This is a genomic window from Klebsiella sp. GB_Kp056 (genome assembly GCF_040064755.1).
GTDB lineage: Bacteria > Pseudomonadota > Gammaproteobacteria > Enterobacterales > Enterobacteriaceae > Klebsiella > Klebsiella quasipneumoniae.
Genome location: NZ_JBEAJA010000055.1, coordinates 133,818 through 152,998, shown reverse-complemented (window position 1 = coordinate 152,998; position 19,181 = coordinate 133,818). Strand labels below are relative to the sequence as shown.

Genomic DNA, 19,181 nt, shown 5'->3' with positions numbered 1-19,181 from the left:
TCGCTGTTAACGTGTCGGTTAGGCTTTTGCCTGCTGGTAGGGCGCCACGCGGAACAGGCGGCGGCAATAGTCGAGGAAGTAGCCGTAAGCGGCGCCCATCATCATTGAAACCGCCAGGTTCGAGCTCACCGCAGCGACAATCTGGTGCCAGTCCGCACCCACGCTCCACAGAATGGCGACATAAACCGGCGACTGAAAGGTCACGTAGGCCAGCACGTCGGCCATATTTTTCATCCAGCCGGCCGGAGTGATGCGCCGGGCCTGACGCATCGCGAAGTCGCGATATATCCCGTAAGGAACAGCAATAATAATGTTGACCGGGATCGCCACCAGGCGCGACGATAACGACTGCTCAAACGTCATACCAGAGAGAAAAATTTCGATCATCATGTTGACGACGGTGCAGTAAACCACCATCGCAAAGGTGTCTGCAACCGCATGCCGCAAGCGGGAGTGCGCAGAGAACATCGGAGTGCTCCTCGAAAATGAAGTCAATAACGCCGAAAATGCGCGTTGGTATAGCGTTTTTTGGCTGCCTGTTTTGATGTGCGTAGAGTATATCTCTGCATTAAAAGTGGCAACTAGCTATAAATTTTTATTTATTGCCTTTTTGTCGATAAAATACTCTGCGAAGGTCGGTTTTTTGCCCGTTACGCTACTTTTATTGCTGGTTTTATTAAATTCTTTTAATTTCAAATGGTTGTGTTGTTTTGCGCCATGATATCTGACCAGGGGGGCGGTATCTGACCGCCCGCTGTGGCGCAAAATCGCGTTAGCCTGTGATGAGGGTCATGTTTAGATGTTTTTATGCCATTATGCCAGTTTTTGTGGTGAAAAATTCTAAAACGATATGTGGCGTTTTATTCTTAATGGCTGAGTAACTATTCATTTGGCCGCGCGGCGAGGGCCTGCGCATTCACCGATGATAAGAGGATAACCCGCTGACCATAAAGGTAATATCGCCTTCTTGATATATTTCCCTATCTCACCATCCGCCGTTTTTATTTATTCAGGGTCTTATTGGCCTGCGCTGGCGAAAAAGAACCGGGCATTTCCCGATATAAGGTAGTTGGAAAAGGTTTACTCTCTGCATAATATATTTATCTGGATAACCGAAGGCTGGAAATAAATAAACGTTTCTATTACACTTGCCGCGTTGTGTCTTTTAATTTGCTATTTGGAAATTTTTAATTTTATGTCTTCAATGTTACACAAACTGAATAATATCCGTTCACTGCGCGCGCTGTCCCGTGAATTCTCCATTGACGTGCTTGAAGAGATGCTGGAAAAGCTCAGGATCGTCACTGAAGAAATACGTACGCAACAGCAGCTGGCGGCGCAGCAGCAGGCGGAATATCAGGAAAAAGTGAATACCTGGCTTGAGCTGATGCGCGCCGACGGTATTTCTCCTGACGAGCTGGTGGCCGATATTCAGCCGCCGATGGCGGGTGGTAAAAAGCGGAAACCGCGCCCGGCGAAATATCGTTATACCGATCATACCGGCGCCGAGAAAACCTGGACCGGCCAGGGAAGAATGCCGAAGCCGATTGCCCAGGCGGTCGCCGAGGGGAAATCGCTGGACAGCTTTTTAATTTAAAACCGATGCGGCCAGCGCCGCGACGGCGGAAAGACCCACCGCCCGGCCTGGCCTTATGATCTGCAGCGAGGGGCTTCAGCAGACGCCGAAGTCCCCCTCTTCCTGATAGGACGTCACCTCGTCTGACTTCAGCGTATAGCGTTCTCCCTGCTCCTGCGCGGCCTGAACCACCACCAGATCCTCGCCCTGCACTTCGACCACTTTCAGTTTTGGCCCGCCCGCACGCGGTTGTACCAGATCGCCGACAGAAAACATCATTCACTCCTCACTGTTAATACCACGGATGAACCTAAACCATAGCTCAACGCCCGCGCACTGAACACCGGGTGTGCTCTTTTTTGTTAAAACAATTTGGAGGTATATGTATTAATGTTGTTAATGTTTTGCTGGCGCCATACCGCTGCTGACAAGGGGGACGGCGAGGGTAGGGTTACCATCAATCAGGTCAGGAAAGACACCATGAAGTATATCATTCTGTTGATCATTGTTATTGCTGTGCTGTATGTCCATTACCGCGGACGGGTGCGCTATCGTTTCTGGCGACAGCTCTCCGACCATTCCACATTTACCGCGCCGTTGAATGGATTTATGTATTTATTTTCCCGCGTGCCGAATACGCCTTATCTGCGCCCGGAGATGTTTCCCGAGCTGGCGATATTGCAACAAAACTGGCTGGTTATTCGCGAAGAAGGCATCCGCCTCCAGCAGCTGAAGCAGATTAAAGCGGCCGATAAATATAACGATGCCGGATTTAACTCATTTTTTAAAACTGGCTGGAAACGCTTTTATCTGAAATGGTATGAGGATGCCCATCCCTCCGCCAGCCAGCTTTGCCCACAAACTACCGCGCTGCTGCGGGATATTCCGTCGGTGAAAGCGGCCATGTTCGCCACCCTGCCGGACGGCAGCCGTCTGCCGCGCCATCGCGACCCCTACGCCGGTTCCCTGCGCTTTCATCTTGGCCTGGCGACGCCGAACGATGACCGCTGCTTTATCGAGGTGGATGGTCAGCGCTACAGCTGGCGCGACGGGGAAGGCGTGCTGTTTGACGAGACCTATATCCACTATGCGGAAAATACCAGCGGTGAGAATCGGCTGATTCTGTTCTGTGATATTGAACGGCCGATGCGCTACCGCTGGGCGCAGAAGGTCAACCACTGGCTGGGGCGCAATCTGATGAGCGCCGCCTCGGCGCCCAACGACGCCAGCGATCGCACTGGAGGAATTAACCGGGCGTTTCGCTATATCTACCAGATCCGCATTGTCGGCAAGCGGCTGAAAAAATGGAATAAGACGGTCTATTACGTCGTCAAATGGCTGCTTTTCGGCGGCATTGCCTGGCTTATCTGGAGTGCGTTTTAACTCCCCTGGCGCCGGTTCCACGGCATGATCGCCAGCAGGCGCGCCATGCCGCAAAAGCCGGTTATCCCGGCGAAAGTGAGCCCGGCGCCGACCGCGCCGCTGAGCAGGAAAAAGCCGCCGTTCACGGTATAGCCCAGCAGCACCCCCAGTAAGATCAGAACGCCAGCGGCGATTTGCACCTGGCGCATCAGCGGCAGCGGTTGCGATTTATCTTCCTCAACCGGGAGCCCCGCGGCTTTCCATGCCTGAATCCCCCCCGCCAGCAGGCTGACCTGCGCCGGCGCGGCAGCGGCTGCCAGACGAATGGCGTTATTCTGCGTCCGGGAGCCGGCCTGGCAGTGGAAGATCACGCGCTCGCCGGCCCGGGCGTTTAGGGTCGCGCCGCCGTTCAGGGTGGCGAGCGGCACCAGCTCGGCATCGGGAATATGTTCGCGCGCGTATTCATCCGCATCGCGGATATCTATCAGTCTGGCGCCCTGGGCAATCTGCACCCGGGCTTCGGCAGGGGTTAAGGTGGCGATGGTCATAGGATCCTCACGGGCAATAGAGCGTTTTCAGCGTGTTGATCACCTGCTGTATCGCAGGATGGGTGATGAAATAGTGGATGCGCTGAGCGTCGCGTTCGCTGTCGATCAGCCCCTCGTCACGCATCCGCGCGAGGTGCTGCGAGGTGGCGGAAGGGCTCAGGCCGGTAGCGCGGGCCAGTTCACCGGCGCTGGCCCGCGGCGCGTCGCATAGCATGCACAGGATCAGCAAGCGGTGAGGGTTGCTCATCGCTTTCATCAGCGCGGCGGCTTCGCCGGCGCGGGCCTGCAGGTCTTCGGGTGTGGTCATGTATTTTAGCTTTTTCTAAATTTAGATAACTCTAAAATAAAAAAGCCGCCAGCGCCAGCCCCTTTTTCCCCGCGACTCAGGCCGGAACGGCGAGATCGGCTATCTGCGCCCGGGCGCTGGCGATCCCGGCGTCGCGGCCGTGCGGGCGGTTATCCAGCCCTTCGGCATAGATAAATTCCACCTCATGGATCCCCATCAGCCCCAGCACCGCGCGCAGATAGGGGGTGACGGCGTCGGTGGTTTCTCCCTGGTGAACACCGCCGCGGCTGCTGACGACCACCGCCCGGACGCCCTCGACCAGCCCCTGCGGCCAGCTGTCGGTGTAGCGAAAGGTTTCCCGCGCCCGCGCCACGAGGTCGAACCATTTCTTCAGATCGGTCGGGACGTTGAGGTTATACATCGGGGCGCCGATCACCAGCAGGTCGCTGGCTTTTAACTCGGCGATAAACTGGTCGGAGAGCGCTACCGCCGCGCGGATGGCCGGCCGCGGATCCGCCGCCCCGCGCAGGGCGGCAAACAGCGCGCCATCCAGCGTCGGCAGCCCCATAGCGCTGAGATCGTGTTCGCGGATCCGATCCTGGCGGCCCGCCGCCCGGCGCGCCGCGATAAATTCGTTAATCAGCTGATTGGTCAGGGAAGTTTCGCCATTAATGCTGGACTTTAATACCAGAACGTTAGCCATGATGGGTGCCTCAAGTGAAGGATAGAAGCAGAGACTAACACTGTCTTTTTTCTCTCTGGAGTGACATTATTTTCCTCTATTGTATCCCGTAAGGAACCAATCTGTGCGCGACGATCTGAACGCGATCCCGGTGTTTGTCACTGTGGTCGAGAGCGGTAACTTTGCCAGCGCGGCGACCATCCTCCACGTGACGCGTTCGGCGGTGGGAAAAACCATTGCCCGGCTGGAAGCGCGTCTCGGCGTGGCGTTATTCCAGCGCACCACCCGCAGGCAACTGCTGACGGAAGAGGGAGAGCAATTTTATCACCAGTGTCGGGAGGCGCTGGGACGCATTCGCGAGGCCGAAGAAGCGCTGCAGCGCGGCAAAGGCGAGGTGCAGGGACGGCTGCGGATTTCGCTGCCGGTGCTGTTTGGCCAGCGCTGCGTGGCGCCGCTGCTGTTCCGCCTGAGCCAGCGCTATCCATTGCTGAAGCTCGAGCTCCACTACAGCGACCGGCAGGTCAATCTGCTGGAAGAGGGGTTTGATCTCGCGGTGCGTATCGGGAGCCTGGCCGATACCGGGTCGCTACGGGCGCGGGCGCTGGGGGAGCATGGCATGGTGCTGTGCGCGGCGGCGGAGTACCTGCGTCGCCAGCCGGCGCCGCAGACCATCGCCGGGCTGAGCGAGCACCGCACCCTCGGCTATCTGCATAACGGTCAGCTGCAAAAATGGCAACTTTACGACCCGCAGCAGGGCGAAGTGCGCTTCACCCCGGAGGCGTGGCTGGTGCAGGATGACTTTGCCGCCATCGCCGCGGCGGCGCAGCAGGGAATGGGCATCGCCTGGCTGCCGGACTGGCTGGTGGCGCAGGCGCTCGCCGACGGGACGCTGCAGCAGGTTCTGGCGTCCAGCGACCGTGTGCGTTTCGCCATCCACGCGGTGTGGCCGGAAGGGCCGTGGCTGCCGCAAAAAACGCGGGTGACGATCGATGCCCTGCGGGCGGGGCTGGGTCTGGCGTAGCGTCCGCGGCCGGCGCGCTTTACGCCATCGCCTCAGCGGCGTGGCCGTCCGGCACGGGCGGCGCGGCGGTATAGCGTGCTGCGGGCGATACCCAGCATCTGCGCCGCCCGGCTGACGTTGCCGTTGACCCTGGCGAGGGTATCGACAATCAACTGCTCGTCATGGGCCTGTAACCCCCCGCGCGGCAGCGGCGCAGGCGCAGCGCGGTATGCGTCCGGCAGCGCATCGGGCGTCAGCGTGTCGCCCTCATCGGCCAGAGCCAGCATCACCTTCAGGACGCTCTGCAGCTGGCGCACGTTTCCCGGCCACGGCAGCTGGCTGAGGTGGGTCAGTAGCGCGGTGGACAGCGTCACCCGGCGCGAAGCGCCGCCCAGGTCGCGCCACAGGGTGGCGATAAAGGTTTCCAGCGCCGGCCACTCGCGTAGCGGAGGCAGCGCCAGGGCGTACTCCCGCAGGCGCCACAGCAGATCTTCGCGGAATTCGCCGGCGCTGACCCGCTGGGTCAGGTTGCGGTGCGTGGCGCAGATCAGGGCGAAGTTCACCGGCACGCTGCGGCTGGCGCCGAGCGGGGCGACCTCTTTCTCCTGCAGTACTCGCAGAAGGCGGGTCTGCAGCGCCAGCGGCATATCGCCGATCTCATCAAGAAACAGCACCCCGCCCTCGGCCTCGCGGATTTTGCCGATATAGCCGTTTTTGCTGGCGCCGGTAAACGCCCCTGGCTGGTAGCCGAAAAGCTCGGACTCGATCAGCGATTCCGGGATGGCGGCGCAGTTAATGGCGACGAATTTACCGCTGCGCCAGCGGCTGTGCTGGTGCAGCGTGCGGCTGACATACTCTTTGCCGCTGCCGGTTTCCCCCTCAATACAGAGCGCGATGCCGGCGTTAAGCAGCCGGAGCAGCTTTTCGCCTTCCCGCGGGCTGGTGAAGGGGAGCTGCATGGCCGGCGGGGCGCTCACCGCCACCCGGCGGCGGGTGGGCTCGCGCAGGCGATAGTGATAGCGACCCTGCGGGGTGGTCAGGGGCAGGGGAACGCTGACCGCCGTTTGCGTCAGCGTCGGAAAAAGCGACGCAAAGGTGAGCTGGCCAAACTGCGCCGCGCTCAGGCCGAACTCGCGCATCGCCAGCCGGTTGCCGGCGGTAAGGACGTTGTCGGAAAAGACCAGCAGCAGTTCCTCCACGCTGTCGAGTTTGTCCACCTGCCGGTGGAGGCTCATCAGCCACTGCTCAGGATGCAGGCTCTGCTTCACCCACAGATACTCAATCTGCTTTGCCGCCGCTTTCACCCAGCCAAAGGTGTGCTGGTGGGGAAAATCCGCCGGGCCGGAGATATCCAGCACGCCGGCGATGCTTCCGTCCGGCCGCTGGAGCGGCATCGCCGCGCAGTACAAATTCTGGTTGCGGGTGAGAAAGTGCTGACGCCCATCGATTTCGCAGCCGTCGTCAATCGCCAGCGCGGTGCCGATGGCGTTGGTCCCGCGTCCGCTTTCGCTCCACAGATTGCCCGGCGCCAGCGCGACGCGCTGAGCCTTCTGCATCGCCTGGGTATCGCCGACGGTATGGAGCACCAGACCGCCGGGGTCGGAGAGGATCACCACCGACTGCAGGTCCGCCACCTGGCGCGACAGGGCTTCCACCACCGGCTGCGCCAGCTGCTGCAGGCTGCGGTGGCTGGCGAGCCGGTCCGCCAGCTCGCCGGCGTCGAGGCGGGGAAAATACTCGGTGGCGGGATCCAGGCCGTAGCGCTGGCAGCGAGACCATGAATCGCTCAGCAGGGGATTGGCGTTAACCTCTGGGGCGAGAAGAAAGGGATTACCTGGCACAGGGCACCTCTGGGTCGATGTTGCTGTGTTGCAATATTGTAGCTATTTGGTTTATTTGGTGTTGCGATTTGCAACACATAACTGGAAACCCGTGCGACAGTGGCTGACCATCTGCCCAGTTAGTAAATGCAACCTGTTAATAAATAAACCTATTTAGAGAAAATGAAAAACTGGCATAACCCCTGCAAAGTGAGATGCGTTCGGCGGCAAGTTTAAAAAATCAATATGCCGCTGCGTCTCAACCCTACAGAAGGAGATTTGCGATGCGTTATGCACACCCTGGCCAGCCCGGCGCCCTGGTTTCATTGAAATCCGCTTACGGCAACTTTATTGACGGTAAATTTGTCGAGCCGCTGAGCGGTGAATTCTTTATGAATACCTCCCCGGTAGACGGCAGCAACATTGCGCAGTTTCCCCGGTCGGACGCCAGAGACATTGACTTCGCCCTCGACGCCGCCCACCGTGCGGCGCCGGCGTGGGGCAAAACCTCAGTGCAACAGCGCTCCAGGCTGCTGCTGCAGGTCGCCGACCGTATTGAACAGCATCTGGAATATCTGGCGGTGGCGGAGAGCTGGGACAACGGCAAACCGATCCGCGAAACGCTGAATGCCGACCTGCCGCTGGCGGCGGATCACTTTCGCTACTTCGCCGGCTGCCTGCGCGCCCAGGAGGGAAGCACTGCCGAAATTGACGAAACCACGGTGGCTTACCATTTCCATGAACCGCTGGGGGTGGTCGGTCAGATTATCCCGTGGAACTTCCCGCTGCTGATGGCCGCGTGGAAGCTGGCCCCGGCCCTGGCGGCGGGGAACTGCGTGGTGCTCAAGCCGGCGGAACAGACGCCGCTGAGTATTACCCTGCTGCTGGAGCTGATCGGCGATCTGTTCCCGGCGGGGGTGCTGAACGTGGTGCAGGGCTTCGGCAAAGAGGCGGGCGAGGCGCTGGCCACCAGCAAGCGTATCGCCAAGCTGGCGTTTACCGGCTCCACGCCGGTCGGGCGACATATTCTCGCCTGCGCGGCGGAGAATATTATCCCCTGCACCGTCGAGCTGGGGGGCAAATCGCCCAATATTTACTTCGCCGACGTGATGGAGGGTGAAGAGGAGTTTATTGAGAAGGCGGTGGAGGGGCTGGTGCTCGGTTTCTTCAACCAGGGTGAGGTCTGTACTTGCCCGTCGCGGGCGCTGATCCATGAATCCATCTATGAGCCCTTTATGGCGCGGGTCATGGAGAAGGTGGCGCAGATCCGTCGCGGCGATCCGTTAGATACCGACACCATGATCGGCGCCCAGGCTTCCCGCCAGCAGTTCGACAAGATCCTCTCCTATATTCAGATTGCCCGGGAAGAGGGCGGACAAATCCTCACCGGCGGCGAGCGGGCGGCGATCGCGCCGGCGCTGGATAATGGTTTTTATATTCAGCCCACGCTGATTAAAGGTCGCAACGATATGCGCTCCTTCCAGGAGGAGATCTTTGGGCCGGTGATCGGGGTGACCACCTTTAAGGACGAAGCGGAAGCGCTGGCTATCGCCAATGAGACCCAGTTTGGCCTCGGCGCTGGGGTGTGGACGCGCGATACCAATCTCGCCTATCGCATGGGGCGCGGTATTCAGGCCGGTCGCGTATGGACCAACTGTTATCATGTCTACCCGGCACATGCGGCGTTCGGCGGCTATAAACAGTCCGGCGTCGGGCGGGAAACGCATAAGATGGCGCTGGATGCCTATCAGCAAACCAAAAACCTGCTGGTGAGCTACGGCACCGCGCCGCTGGGCCTGTTCTGAAGCCCATCTCATTACTGATTGATCCTCACTCCGCAATCCGTTCGGGTTGCGGATTTTTTTTGCGTCAAAATAACCCTGTGAAAGGGAGTGGTTACGGTGGCGGATAACGGCAATACATTTGGGTTAATGAAGTAATGGCTTTCATTTGAAAACAAAAACACTTCCAGAACAAGAAATTACAGCGCGGGTCAGGAGCGCTTTGCCTTAATTTGTGTAGAAATGATGAAGATTAATACCAGGAAAATTCCTAATTTTTTAGTGGCACCGGGTTTGAGCACAATAAAACAAGACGCTTTTTTGAGCAATTACCTTTAAATTTGTTAATAAAATGGACGCGTTGTTGTTGAGAGGTATTTAATTTTCTTTTGTATAGATATGTAAATTAACATTGAAATGCCATTTCAAAAAATAACTTTATGCCGAGTATAGTCGTTAACCTGTATGTAACATTTCATCAGGTTGCCTTTTTTTACATCGGGTAATATATTTATTTCGCACATCAAAATAACTCTTTTTCTTCTGCTTGTTATTCATGGCCACCTTTCGGCGAAATAAAGCGGAGTTAAAGGACGTGTGCCGATTATCCTGCGGAAGGAACGCAATGAACATTTACAGGGAGGAACGGACGAGCCGTTTCGCGATAGCCATGGGGCTATTGTCGATGACGGGAAAATATATTCGTTAACGATGAGATAAATAATGAAAACGCAACTTCGTATTATGGCAATTCTCATGGGAGCGCTGGTTTCTGGCGCTGCAATTTCTGTTACTACGCCAACCATTAACGTTAACCCAGGCTCCAACGCGGGTACCCAGGGTACCGGCGGACAGGTTATCTTCAATGGATCAATCACCGACAGCTCCTGCAATATCGACAGCGCATCCACCAGCCAGACGGTGGATCTGGGCAAATGGGCCAGCACCTATTTTACCAGCACAGGTTTTGAAACCACCAAAACGCCTTTCCATATCAAAGTAAAAGATTGCCCTGCCAGCGTGACAAATGTCGCGGTGCTGTTTGACGGCGCGCGCGATCAGTCCGATAACACGCTGTTGGCGACCACCGGCGGCGCCGCTGGCGTGGCGATCAAGCTGTATGAAGATGACAAGTCTACGGCGGTCAGCCTCGGCAAAGTGTCGAAAGCCAAAAATGTCGTTGCGGGCGCGACTGCCGGCACCGGCACTGCCGACCTCGAGTTTTTCGCCGACTATATCTCCACCGGTGCGGTGACGGCTGGCGATGCCAACGGTACGGCTAATTTCAATATGATTTATAACTAATCATATTGCGCGCTATTCAGAGTCAGTCCACTGCGTCCTGATTAATTGCAGATAGCTAAAGTGATAATTGTCATAAAGTCACGAAATATATTCGTGACGGTATAGTTGTTTTTGCTAATTATCCCGACGGGTACTGGCTCTGATATTCCCTGCTTTATTTTACTGTTTGTTCAACCTTTACCTGATGGTAAGTCATGATGAAGAAAATAATTGCCGTTGCGGCCTTTCTGCTGTGCTCCACGGCAGCGCAGGCCGGTATTGTCATGGGTGGAACCCGTGTGATTTATCAGGAAGGGAAGCGTGAAGCCGCTATTTCAGTCACTAATGCCGATACCCATACGCCCTATCTGGTGCAGTCGTGGGTGGAAAATTATGCGGAAAACGATAAGGCCAAGGTGCCCTTTATTGTTACGCCGCCCTTATTCCGTCTCGATCCGGAGCAAAATAACGTCCTGCGCATTAACTTTATTGGCGCCTCGCTGCCCAGCGACCGTGAATCGGTCTACTGGCTGAACGTCAAAAGTATCGCCCCGACGCCCAAGGGCGAGGTGAACAAGCTGCAGGTCAATATTAAGTCGAAATTCAAAATCTTTTATCGCCCCAACGGCCTGGCGGGCGACCCGGCTAAAGCCTGGCAGCAGCTGAAGTTTAGCCAGTCCGGCGGTCATCTGACGGTGGCAAACCCCACTCCCTATTTTGTCTCTTTTTACGCCGTCGAGGTGGGCGGGCAGGCAATCGACGAGCCTGGCATGGTGGCCCCCTTTGGCGAGAAAACGTGGCCGGTGAGCGGGCACGGCACCGTCAAATGGCGGGCGATCAACGACTACGGCGGCGTCAGCGATTACGCCCAGCAGTAATTCCCCTTTGTGATGAGCTTACCGGACGGCGCCAGCATGAAAAGAATAACAACAGCCAGGGTGCGGGAGTATGCCGCGTTGCCCGTCACCGCCGGACGGGCGCTGGCGCTGGCGACGCTGCCGACGATGATGTGCTGTCTCAGCCCGCTGAGCCGGGCGCTGGCCGACGACTATTTTGATCCGGCGGCGCTGGAGTTTGCCGACCCGCAGCAGCAAACCTCCGATCTGCACTACTTCGCCAAACCCGGCGGGCAGCAGCCGGGGACTTATCCTGTCACCGTGGTGGTTAACGACCAGGAGCTGGGCCAGGCCAATATCACCTTTGTTGACGATGGCGGGCAGTTGCAGCCGGTGCTGACGCCCGGGCAGCTGGCGGATTATGGGGTCAACGTCAGCGCGTTTCCGGCTTTTCAAACGCTGCATGAAGGTGAGACCTTCACCCGGATCGAGAAGTTTATTCCCGACGCCAGCAGCCGCTTCACCTTCGCTAACCAGCGCCTGACGCTGAGCATTCCCCAGGCGGCGATGAACGTGCAAAGCCGCGGCTATGTCGATCCCTCGCGCTGGGACGATGGCGTGCCGGCCGCGTTTGTCGATTACTATTTTTCCGGCGCGCAGATAAAGAATGCCGATGAAGGGGAGAGCAGCCGCTCAAACTATCTCAATTTACGCAGCGGCGTGAACCTGGGCGCCTGGCGGCTGCGCAATATCTCCTCAATGCAGTACGACCAGCAGCGCCGGCACTGGGATTCACAGAGCACCTGGCTGCAGCGCGACGTCCGCTCGCTGAAGAGTCTGCTGCGGATCGGCGATACTTACACCACCGGCGATGTGTTTGACAGCATCCCGTTTCGCGGCGTCCAGCTGATGTCTGACGATGAGATGCTCCCGGACAGCCAGCGCGGCTTTGCCCCTACCATCCGCGGCGTGGCGCACAGCAATGCCAAAGTGACCGTCTCCCAGCACGGGTATGTGATCTACGAAACCTTCGTGTCGCCGGGGGCGTTCGCCATCAGCGATCTTTATCCCACCTCGCAGAGCGGCGATCTGGAGGTGAAGGTGACCGAGAGCAATGGTTCGGTGCGCACCTTTACCCAGCCCTATTCCGCCGTGCCGTATATGCTGCGCGAAGGGCGCGGCAAATTCAGCCTCAGCGCCGGTCGCTACCACTCCGGGGCGGATTCGGTGCGCTCGCCGGAATTCCTGCAGGGCACCCTGTTCTATGGTCTGTCGGCGGGATTTACCCTCTACGGCGGCACGCAGCTGGCCCAGGACTATCAGTCGTGGGCGCTGGGCCTGGGCCGCGGCTTTGGCGAGTTCGGTTCGCTGGGAGGCGACGTCACCCAGGCCGTCACCCGTACCCCGTCGGGCAAGCGCTATGCGGGCCATTCGCTGCGCGCTCAGTATCAGAAAGATTTCGTCAGCTCGGGCACCACGTTCAGCCTCGCCAGCTATCGCTACTCCTCCAGCGGCTATTACGATTTTGCCGAAGCCAGCGCCCTCGAAAGCGCGCAGGGGCAGGTGGACAACCGGCGCCGCAGGGAGGAAGTGTCGGTGTCACAAAGCCTCGGCGGTCTGGGCAGTCTGGCGGTTTCCGCCTGGTCGCAGGAATACTGGCACCGGCAGAGTCGGGATGAGACGGTGCATCTTGGATTCTACAGCGCCTGGAAAGGGATCTCCTGGGGCGTGGGCTATTACTACACCCGCGCCAGCGGCCAGCAAAAAAATGACCGCTCCTGGTCTTTCAATATCAATATTCCGCTGGGCGGTCCGCTGTCCGACAGCGCGGTGAGCTACAACACCACCTCGGACAGCAATGGCTATACCTCGCAGCAGGTGTCGCTGTATGGCGCGGTGCCGACGCGGCCGAATCTGTTCTACTCGGTTCAGCAGGGCTACGGCAACCAGGGGCGGGGCACCAACAGCAGCGTCGCCCTGGACTACCACGGCGGCTTCGGCAACGCGCAGCTCGGCTATCGCCATGACGCCGCCAGTAATCAGCTGACCTGGGGAGGCGCCGGCTCGGTGGTCGCGCATCCGCACGGCGTGACCTTCGGTCAGACGGTGGGCGAGAGCTTCGCCATCGTCCGCGCGCCGGGGGCTGCCGGCGTGGCGGTGCAAAACGGCAACAATGTGCACACCGACTGGCGCGGCTATGCCGTGGTGCCGTCTCTGACCACCTACCGGAAAAATGTCATTACCCTCGACACGGAGTCGATGGCGGATGATACCGACGTCGACCAGCAGGGTCAGACGGTGATCCCCGGTGGCGGCGCGGTGGTGATGGCCAACTACCGGACCCGCATAGGCAACCGGGTGCTATTTACCCTGCGCAACGCGCAGGGGCCGTTACCCTTTGGCGCCAGCGCACGGTTGGTCGGGACGGAGGAGAGCGGCAATGCGCCGGGCGGCATGGTAGCCGACGGCGGTCAGGTGTACCTCAGCGGCGTGCCGCAGGAGGGAACCCTGGCGGTGAGCTGGGTCGTCAATAACCAGTCGCAGAGTTGCACGATGCATTTTCATCTTGCGGATAACCCACAGCAGAGTCTGAATACGGTGAAAACCGTCTCCGGGCTGTGCCAGTCACGCTGAGGCGGCTATGAAATCTGTTTTTCGTCTACTTCCTTTTCTCTTTTTGCTGGCGTTGAGCGGCTATCTTCCCGGCGCGCGGGCTGAAAACTGCCGCGCGAATATCGGCCAGACCACCGTCAATATTCCCAATATCAAGTATTTGCCCACGCTGCCGGTCAATACCCAGATGACCAGCGCGATGGCGGATAACGGCAGCGGGATCCCCTTTTCCTGCGACCTGCAGCTGCCGACGGCGAGCGCCAAACGCATTGTCTACAAACAGCTGAAAACCGGCGGCTCGCCGGTGGTGATTAACGGACAGCACGTCTACCCCAGCGCCATCGACGGCATCGGCTACGCGCTTAGCTTCCAGTGCGCCGGCGGCCCGATGCGCGCTATCGACGGCAGCCACTCCGCTGGCGGCGAGTCGGTGGTGGTCTGCGACAGCACGATGCTCCCGGCGCTCATGACGCAGCAGCAGACGACGGTCAGGATCGCGGTAACCTTCTATAAGACCGGTACGGTACAGCTGGCGGACGGGACGCATACCAACTCGTCGCCGCTGCCGCAGGTAGGGGAGGTGACCATTGAACAGCAGGCCAACGGAAACGCCGGCTTTGTCGCCAGCGCGCCGGTCAGCATTGATATCGCCGCCCTGAACGTGGACATTGGCAGCAGCGGCAGCTGCCAGGTGGCGACCTCAACGATCCAGGTCAGTCTGGGCACGGTAAACCGGGCGGAGTTTCACGGTAAAGGGAGCACCGGCGGCCAGGCGAAGCGCTTTTCGATCCCGGTGTTCTGTCCGACGCCGACCGATGTGCGCATCGGCTTTTTCGGCGTCAGCGTGGAGAGTGATACCCTGGCGCTAAGCAAGGCCAGCAACAGCGCCAGCGGCGTCGGCGTGAAGCTGACCTACGGCAATAACCCCGGCGCGGCAGTGTCCGATGGCGCCAGCGTTAAAATCAATGAGGCCAGCAACTTGCCGATCCTGAAAAGGGTAACCGGCAATAACGCCGGCACGGCTGAGGCCATCAATTTTAACGCCCAGTATGTGCAAACTGACGCCACGGTGACGGCGGGCACAGCCGACAGCATGGTGACCTTCGCCCTCGAGTATAACTAGCGTGGGGCCGGAGCATAGGCCGCCTGAAGGGGGATCGCCACCACCGCGCCGTCATCGTCGATATAGTTCAGCTTGTACAGGCGAGCGCTGTCGGTCGTTGACACGGTATAGCTGCTGTACGGCCGGAGCATCACGTTTCTCATCGGCGAAATGTGGCCTTTATTATCGATCAGCGCCCCGTTGACCAGGGTGATATGCAGTGGGCCTGAGTTAGTTAAGCGCAGGTTATTGCCGCTCTGCTGCCACTGCAGCTTTCGCACCTCTCTGGCGAGGGTGGTGGCGATGGCGGGAGGACGATAAAAGAGCTTCAGGCGGGTGCGGACGATAAACTGCAGCGTATGGTTACCGTCTGACGGCGGCGGATTCTCCTGAATATTGACCCAGTACAGGCTTTCCCGATCGGCGGGGAGCCCGCCGCCGAGATAGATAAAGCGCAGCTGGGCGGTTTGCTGGGGGGATAAATAGACCAGCGGCGGGGTCGCCACCATCGGCAGGCCGACGCGCGATCTGTTGAGCCCGGCGTCCAGCCAGATCTGCACTTTATAAGGTGTGCGGCTGCGGTTATGAATGTTCAGGGTGGCGGCTTTGTCTTTTCCTGAGTAGACCACCCGCGTGGCATCGATGGTGATCCCGGCGCAGGCCTGAAAGGTCATGGCGCTCAACAGAACAGCCAGCTGTATTTTCATCTTCGCTCCCTTTACGTCTCATCCCTGACCGGGAAGCTATTCCTGCATAATGGTAAACCGGGCCGTTGCGTTGCCGTCGCCGGGGAGTACGTGGGCTTTATCCCAGGTGTAATAGAAGGCTTTCAGACTGAAGGTGCCGGAGCCGCCGTCCACCGGGATCTCGATGCGGGGATCGTGCTGCGGATCGAGGTGTGCATCGAGGCCGAGCGGCGTCCCCGTACGGTCGGTGAGCAGAATGCCCACGCTGCCGGCCGGCTTACCGCTATCGTTGAGGGCCAGCACATAATTTTCAGACGTGGCGGTGGGAGAGGGGCCATCCACCACAATGTAGTAGGTGCCTTTCTCGCAATCTTTGACGCGAATATCGACGCCGACCGCTGGCCCGGTACCCGACTGGCTGTTTTTCAGTCTCGACAGCGGAATATCGCCCATGCTGATATCGATGACCCCGTTATTGCCCGCCCCTTCGAGTTTGCAGGCGCCGTTCACGACCCTGCCGATGAAATTTAGCGTGCCGTCGGCCGCGTAAACCGGGCCGGCGGCCAGTCCGACGAAGAGCATCGCCAGACCCAGGGTGGTTATTTTCATTTTCATTCCTCCTGTCGTGCCGGTAAACCTGGCGCCAGGGTCATTATTTTGCGGGTCAGATACGGCACAAAATGACTTTAATCGGGCATGTTTTTTATTAATTCATTTATTTGGCAAATATATTGTCGCCTGGAATTAATATATGCTTGTTATTTATTACCTGCGTTTTCCGGGATAGTACTGTGGAGGAATGCTGGAGTAAATAAGACGGTAGTTATCGGTGTCTGAACGCGAAATATCGTGCATTTAAATAAATTATTAATTTATTCAATTGGTTGCTTCTCTCTTGCTGCTGTTTTTTGTGCTTAATTCGGCACGGTTTCAGTCTGGAAAATACGATCGCTGGCGTAAAGCTACGCCCGGCGGATGAGAAATCATTCACCGGGCGATAGCCCTGTTTCGTTTTCAGATTTGCGATCGGCAACCCGATCGTCGGGTTGTATGTCCCGATGTTTAAAAATAGGATGAATTCCCTGTTACGCGCTGCGGATGGTGTTGACTGAGAAGCGGCCGGCCACCCCGGCGCGAAAACCCGATAACAAAAAGGATGGCGAGATGAAACTGACGGTGGGGCTGGCGCTGACGCTGGCGATAATGACCTGTGGCGCCCAGGCGCGCGATATGCAAACCATCGAGCGCAGTGGTGAACTGAAGGTCGGCGTGCCGGGCGACTACGCCCCGCTGGCGTTTCGCAATGCCGCCGGCGAGCTGCAGGGCTATGACGTGGACATGGCCCGCGATCTCGGGCGCACGCTGGGGCTGAAGGTGAGCTTCGTCTACACCAGCTGGCCGGCGCTCGCCGCCGATCTGCAGGCGGACAAGTTTGATATTGCGATGGGCGGCGTGACGCAGACCCCGGCGCGGGCGAAGGAGTTCGCCCTCAGCCACCCGGTGGTGGCGAACGGTAAAATCGCCTTAGCCAACTGTCAGGCCGCCCCCCGACTTGGATCGCTGGCGAAGATAGACCGTCCGGAGGTGAAGGTGGTCGTCAACCCTGGCGGCACCAACCAGAGCTTTGTCGATGAGCATATTAAGCAGGCGCAGATCATTCGCGTGAAGAACAACGTCGATAACCTGGAGGCGCTGCGGCAGAAAACGGCCGATATGATGGTGACCGATCTGATCGAAGGCGACTATTACCAGAGCAAAGAGCCCGGCGTGTTCTGCGTCGCCAACGAGACGCCGTTCGCCGGCACCGCCAGCGACAAGGTGTATATGATGAGTAAAGATAATCCGGCGCTGCTGGAGAAAGTGAACCAGTGGCTGGATAGCCAGGATAAAGAGGTTCTCAAACGGAAGTGGAAAATTCGCGGTTAAGCGCTGAGGCGCCCCACCGCCGACGGGCGCGTCCGGCGGTGGTTGTCGGCTGCGGTCAGCGCTGCGGCGACAGCGTCTGTCGCGCCAGGTCGCGGAAGTAGCAGGCGTAGCCGAGGGTGGCGGTCAGGCACAGCATATAGCCAAACGACTCGCTGCCTTCCTCCACCGTATTTTTCACCACCCGAGCGTAGTTCTCATCCAGCACGGCGTACCACAGGCCGTGCATACCGAACAGCCGCGAGAAGACCAGAATCGCCAGCAGGCCGCTGATCATCATTCCGTAATACGGGGTGCGGGTATAATCCGCCAGCTGCGACAGGGTCTGGCGCAAATGGCGCAGCGGCATCAGCAAGGACCCTGCGGTAGCCAGCAGGGCAAACCACACCCAGCTGCCATGGGAGAGTAAATCAAACAGGCCATCCAGTTCGCGGATCAGCATGGCGAGGAAGAAGCCGCCGATGAGGATATTGCTATAGCGCAGGTGGGCATATTTGCGCGCCAGCAGAAGATGAACCAGCACGATGACGGCCAGCACGCTCTCCTGAACCACTTCGGTGAGCGACACCTCCGGGATGTCGTTGCCAAATACCCGAATATCCACCCACAGGCAGAGTACCGCGATGGCGGCCGCGACCGCCGCGCCGAGAAAGAAAAGCAAGCTTCGTAACAGAGACATTAACACCACAACTTATATTTAAAACAAATATCATAAGTTTTGGGAATACATGTTCCTGTTCACTTTGTGCGACTTTGCGGCGGTTTTTTAACGTCTTGCGCTTTTTAGCGCCGGGAAAGACGACAGGGGAGGGGGACTCCCCTGAATGAGAGTACGTCAGAGAATATCATCCACCACGCCGCCGTCAACGCGCAGCGCGGCGCCGGAGGTGGCCGACGCCTGCGGCGAGCAGACGTATACCACCATATTGGCGACCTCTTCCACCGAGGCCGCCCGCTGGATCACCGAACTCGGACGATGGGTCATGACAAACGCTTTCGCCAGTTCCTCCAGCGACTGGCCGGTTTTCGCCACTTCGTCTTTCAGCATTTCGGCAAAGCCGTCGGAAATCGTCGGCCCCGGCAGCACGCTGTTAACGGTCACTCCGCTGCCGGCGACATATTTCGCCAGGCCGCGGGCCAGCGACAGCTGGGCGGTCTTGGTGACGCCATAGTGGATCATATCCGCCGGGATATTGCGCGCCGATTCCGAGGAGATAAACACCACCCGCCCCCAGCCTTTACTGACCATCGCCGGCAGCAGCCCCCGCGACAGGCGCACGCCGGACATGACGTTGGTCTGCCAGTAGTTTTCCCAGGTCGCGTCATCGGTGGCGTAAAAATCCTGCGGACCGTAGATCCCGGCGTTATTGACCAGAATATCGACGCCGGTCACGGCCTGCAGCAGCTGTGCCGCGCCGTCGGCGCCGCTGAGGTCGGCGACGGCGGGGCGCGCTTTCGCCCCCGGCACCTCATTTTGCAACCGGGCGATCGCGGCGTTCACACTCTGCTCGCTGCGCCCGTTAAGGATGATCTCTGCGCCGCTCTCCGCCAGGCCTTTGGCGATAGCAAAGCCAATACCCGCCGTGGAGGCGGTGACCAGCGCGACTTTCCCCGATAAATCAATCTTCATGTTCCTGCCTTCTGGTTGTGGATCTCCCATTAAGCGTAGCAGCGGCGGTATC

Annotated in this window: 17 protein-coding genes and 2 pseudogenes; 9 read left to right on the top strand and 10 right to left on the bottom strand. The window is 58.7% G+C overall.

Features of this window, described 5'->3' with window-relative positions; genetic code table 11:
* Window positions 1-18 precede the first annotated feature (18 nt).
* A complete protein-coding gene (gene alaE / locus ABLV52_RS17775; RefSeq protein WP_004205719.1) occupies window positions 19-468 on the bottom strand; it encodes an L-alanine exporter AlaE in 450 nt (149 codons plus the stop codon).
* Window positions 469-1,195: 727 nt separating this feature from the next.
* On the opposite strand from alaE, the gene stpA reads away from it, so the two are divergent.
* On the top strand, window positions 1,196-1,597 hold the full coding sequence (stpA, locus tag ABLV52_RS17770; protein WP_023290746.1) for a DNA-binding protein StpA: 402 nt from the start codon (window positions 1,196-1,198) through the stop codon (window positions 1,595-1,597).
* 75 nt (window positions 1,598-1,672) lie between these two features.
* Here the strand turns inward: stpA and ABLV52_RS17765 are convergent, their stop codons facing one another.
* The gene (locus tag ABLV52_RS17765) at window positions 1,673-1,852 is read right to left on the bottom strand and encodes a hypothetical protein (protein ID WP_023290745.1); all 180 of its coding nucleotides are present in this window, start codon (window positions 1,850-1,852) and stop codon (window positions 1,673-1,675) included.
* A gap of 204 nt (window positions 1,853-2,056) precedes the next feature.
* On the opposite strand from ABLV52_RS17765, the gene lpxO reads away from it, so the two are divergent.
* Window positions 2,057-2,959, top strand: a complete 903-nt coding sequence (gene lpxO, locus ABLV52_RS17760; protein WP_348890696.1) for a lipid A hydroxylase LpxO — start codon at window positions 2,057-2,059, stop codon at window positions 2,957-2,959.
* Here the strand turns inward: lpxO and ABLV52_RS17755 are convergent.
* From ABLV52_RS17755 to ABLV52_RS17745, 3 genes and pseudogenes are all read right to left on the bottom strand, one after another.
* A pseudogene (locus ABLV52_RS17755) lies at window positions 2,940-3,486 on the bottom strand (rhodanese family protein). The gene lpxO and the pseudogene ABLV52_RS17755 overlap by 20 nt on opposite strands.
* Window positions 3,487-3,493: 7 nt before the next feature.
* A complete protein-coding gene (locus tag ABLV52_RS17750) occupies window positions 3,494-3,793 on the bottom strand; it encodes a metalloregulator ArsR/SmtB family transcription factor (RefSeq protein ID WP_348890695.1) in 300 nt (99 codons plus the stop codon).
* A gap of 76 nt (window positions 3,794-3,869) precedes the next feature.
* Window positions 3,870-4,475 carry an NAD(P)H-dependent oxidoreductase gene (locus ABLV52_RS17745; RefSeq protein WP_348890694.1) on the bottom strand — a complete coding sequence of 202 codons (606 nt, stop codon included), beginning with the start codon at window positions 4,473-4,475 and terminating at the stop codon, window positions 3,870-3,872.
* Between the two features lie 103 nt (window positions 4,476-4,578).
* Here ABLV52_RS17745 and ABLV52_RS17740 point away from each other — a divergent pair, with 103 nt between their 5' ends.
* The gene (locus ABLV52_RS17740) at window positions 4,579-5,475 is read left to right on the top strand and encodes a LysR substrate-binding domain-containing protein (RefSeq protein ID WP_348890693.1); all 897 of its coding nucleotides are present in this window, start codon (window positions 4,579-4,581) and stop codon (window positions 5,473-5,475) included.
* A 32-nt stretch (window positions 5,476-5,507) separates the two neighbouring features.
* Here ABLV52_RS17740 and ABLV52_RS17735 read toward each other — a convergent pair whose 3' ends face one another.
* Complete coding sequence (locus ABLV52_RS17735; protein ID WP_348890692.1) at window positions 5,508-7,295, bottom strand: sigma-54-dependent Fis family transcriptional regulator; 1,788 nt, start codon at window positions 7,293-7,295, stop codon at window positions 5,508-5,510.
* Window positions 7,296-7,558: 263 nt separating this feature from the next.
* On the opposite strand from ABLV52_RS17735, the gene ABLV52_RS17730 reads away from it, so the two are divergent.
* From ABLV52_RS17730 to ABLV52_RS17710, 5 genes are all read left to right on the top strand, one after another.
* A complete protein-coding gene (locus ABLV52_RS17730; protein ID WP_062913729.1) occupies window positions 7,559-9,079 on the top strand; it encodes an aldehyde dehydrogenase family protein in 1,521 nt (506 codons plus the stop codon).
* A gap of 699 nt (window positions 9,080-9,778) precedes the next feature.
* Window positions 9,779-10,360 (top strand): fimbrial protein, encoded by a 582-nt coding sequence (locus ABLV52_RS17725; protein ID WP_023290738.1) that lies wholly within the window; start codon window positions 9,779-9,781, stop codon window positions 10,358-10,360.
* A gap of 194 nt (window positions 10,361-10,554) precedes the next feature.
* Complete coding sequence (locus tag ABLV52_RS17720) at window positions 10,555-11,217, top strand: molecular chaperone (RefSeq protein WP_023290737.1); 663 nt, start codon at window positions 10,555-10,557, stop codon at window positions 11,215-11,217.
* A gap of 36 nt (window positions 11,218-11,253) precedes the next feature.
* Window positions 11,254-13,809, top strand: a complete 2,556-nt coding sequence (locus ABLV52_RS17715; RefSeq protein WP_064155080.1) for a fimbria/pilus outer membrane usher protein — start codon at window positions 11,254-11,256, stop codon at window positions 13,807-13,809.
* A gap of 7 nt (window positions 13,810-13,816) precedes the next feature.
* On the top strand, window positions 13,817-14,911 hold the full coding sequence (locus ABLV52_RS17710; RefSeq protein WP_348890691.1) for a fimbrial protein: 1,095 nt from the start codon (window positions 13,817-13,819) through the stop codon (window positions 14,909-14,911).
* Here ABLV52_RS17710 and ABLV52_RS17705 read toward each other — a convergent pair.
* Window positions 14,908-15,597, bottom strand: coding sequence for a molecular chaperone (locus tag ABLV52_RS17705; RefSeq protein ID WP_023290734.1), 690 nt, complete (start codon window positions 15,595-15,597; stop codon window positions 14,908-14,910). The genes ABLV52_RS17710 and ABLV52_RS17705 overlap by 4 nt on opposite strands.
* A 36-nt stretch (window positions 15,598-15,633) precedes the next feature.
* Window positions 15,634-16,185 carry a fimbrial protein gene (locus tag ABLV52_RS17700; protein WP_348890690.1) on the bottom strand — a complete coding sequence of 184 codons (552 nt, stop codon included), beginning with the start codon at window positions 16,183-16,185 and terminating at the stop codon, window positions 15,634-15,636.
* A gap of 464 nt (window positions 16,186-16,649) precedes the next feature.
* Here ABLV52_RS17700 and ABLV52_RS17695 point away from each other — a divergent pair.
* Window positions 16,650-17,502 (top strand): annotated as a pseudogene (locus tag ABLV52_RS17695) (transporter substrate-binding domain-containing protein).
* Between the two features lie 55 nt (window positions 17,503-17,557).
* On the opposite strand, the gene ABLV52_RS17690 reads toward ABLV52_RS17695, so the two are convergent.
* Both ABLV52_RS17690 and ABLV52_RS17685 read right to left on the bottom strand, forming a co-directional pair.
* A complete protein-coding gene (locus ABLV52_RS17690) occupies window positions 17,558-18,178 on the bottom strand; it encodes a hypothetical protein (protein ID WP_023290731.1) in 621 nt (206 codons plus the stop codon).
* Window positions 18,179-18,334: 156 nt separating this feature from the next.
* Window positions 18,335-19,129, bottom strand: a complete 795-nt coding sequence (locus ABLV52_RS17685) for an SDR family NAD(P)-dependent oxidoreductase (RefSeq protein ID WP_048335058.1) — start codon at window positions 19,127-19,129, stop codon at window positions 18,335-18,337.
* Between the last annotated feature and the right edge of the window lie 52 nt (window positions 19,130-19,181).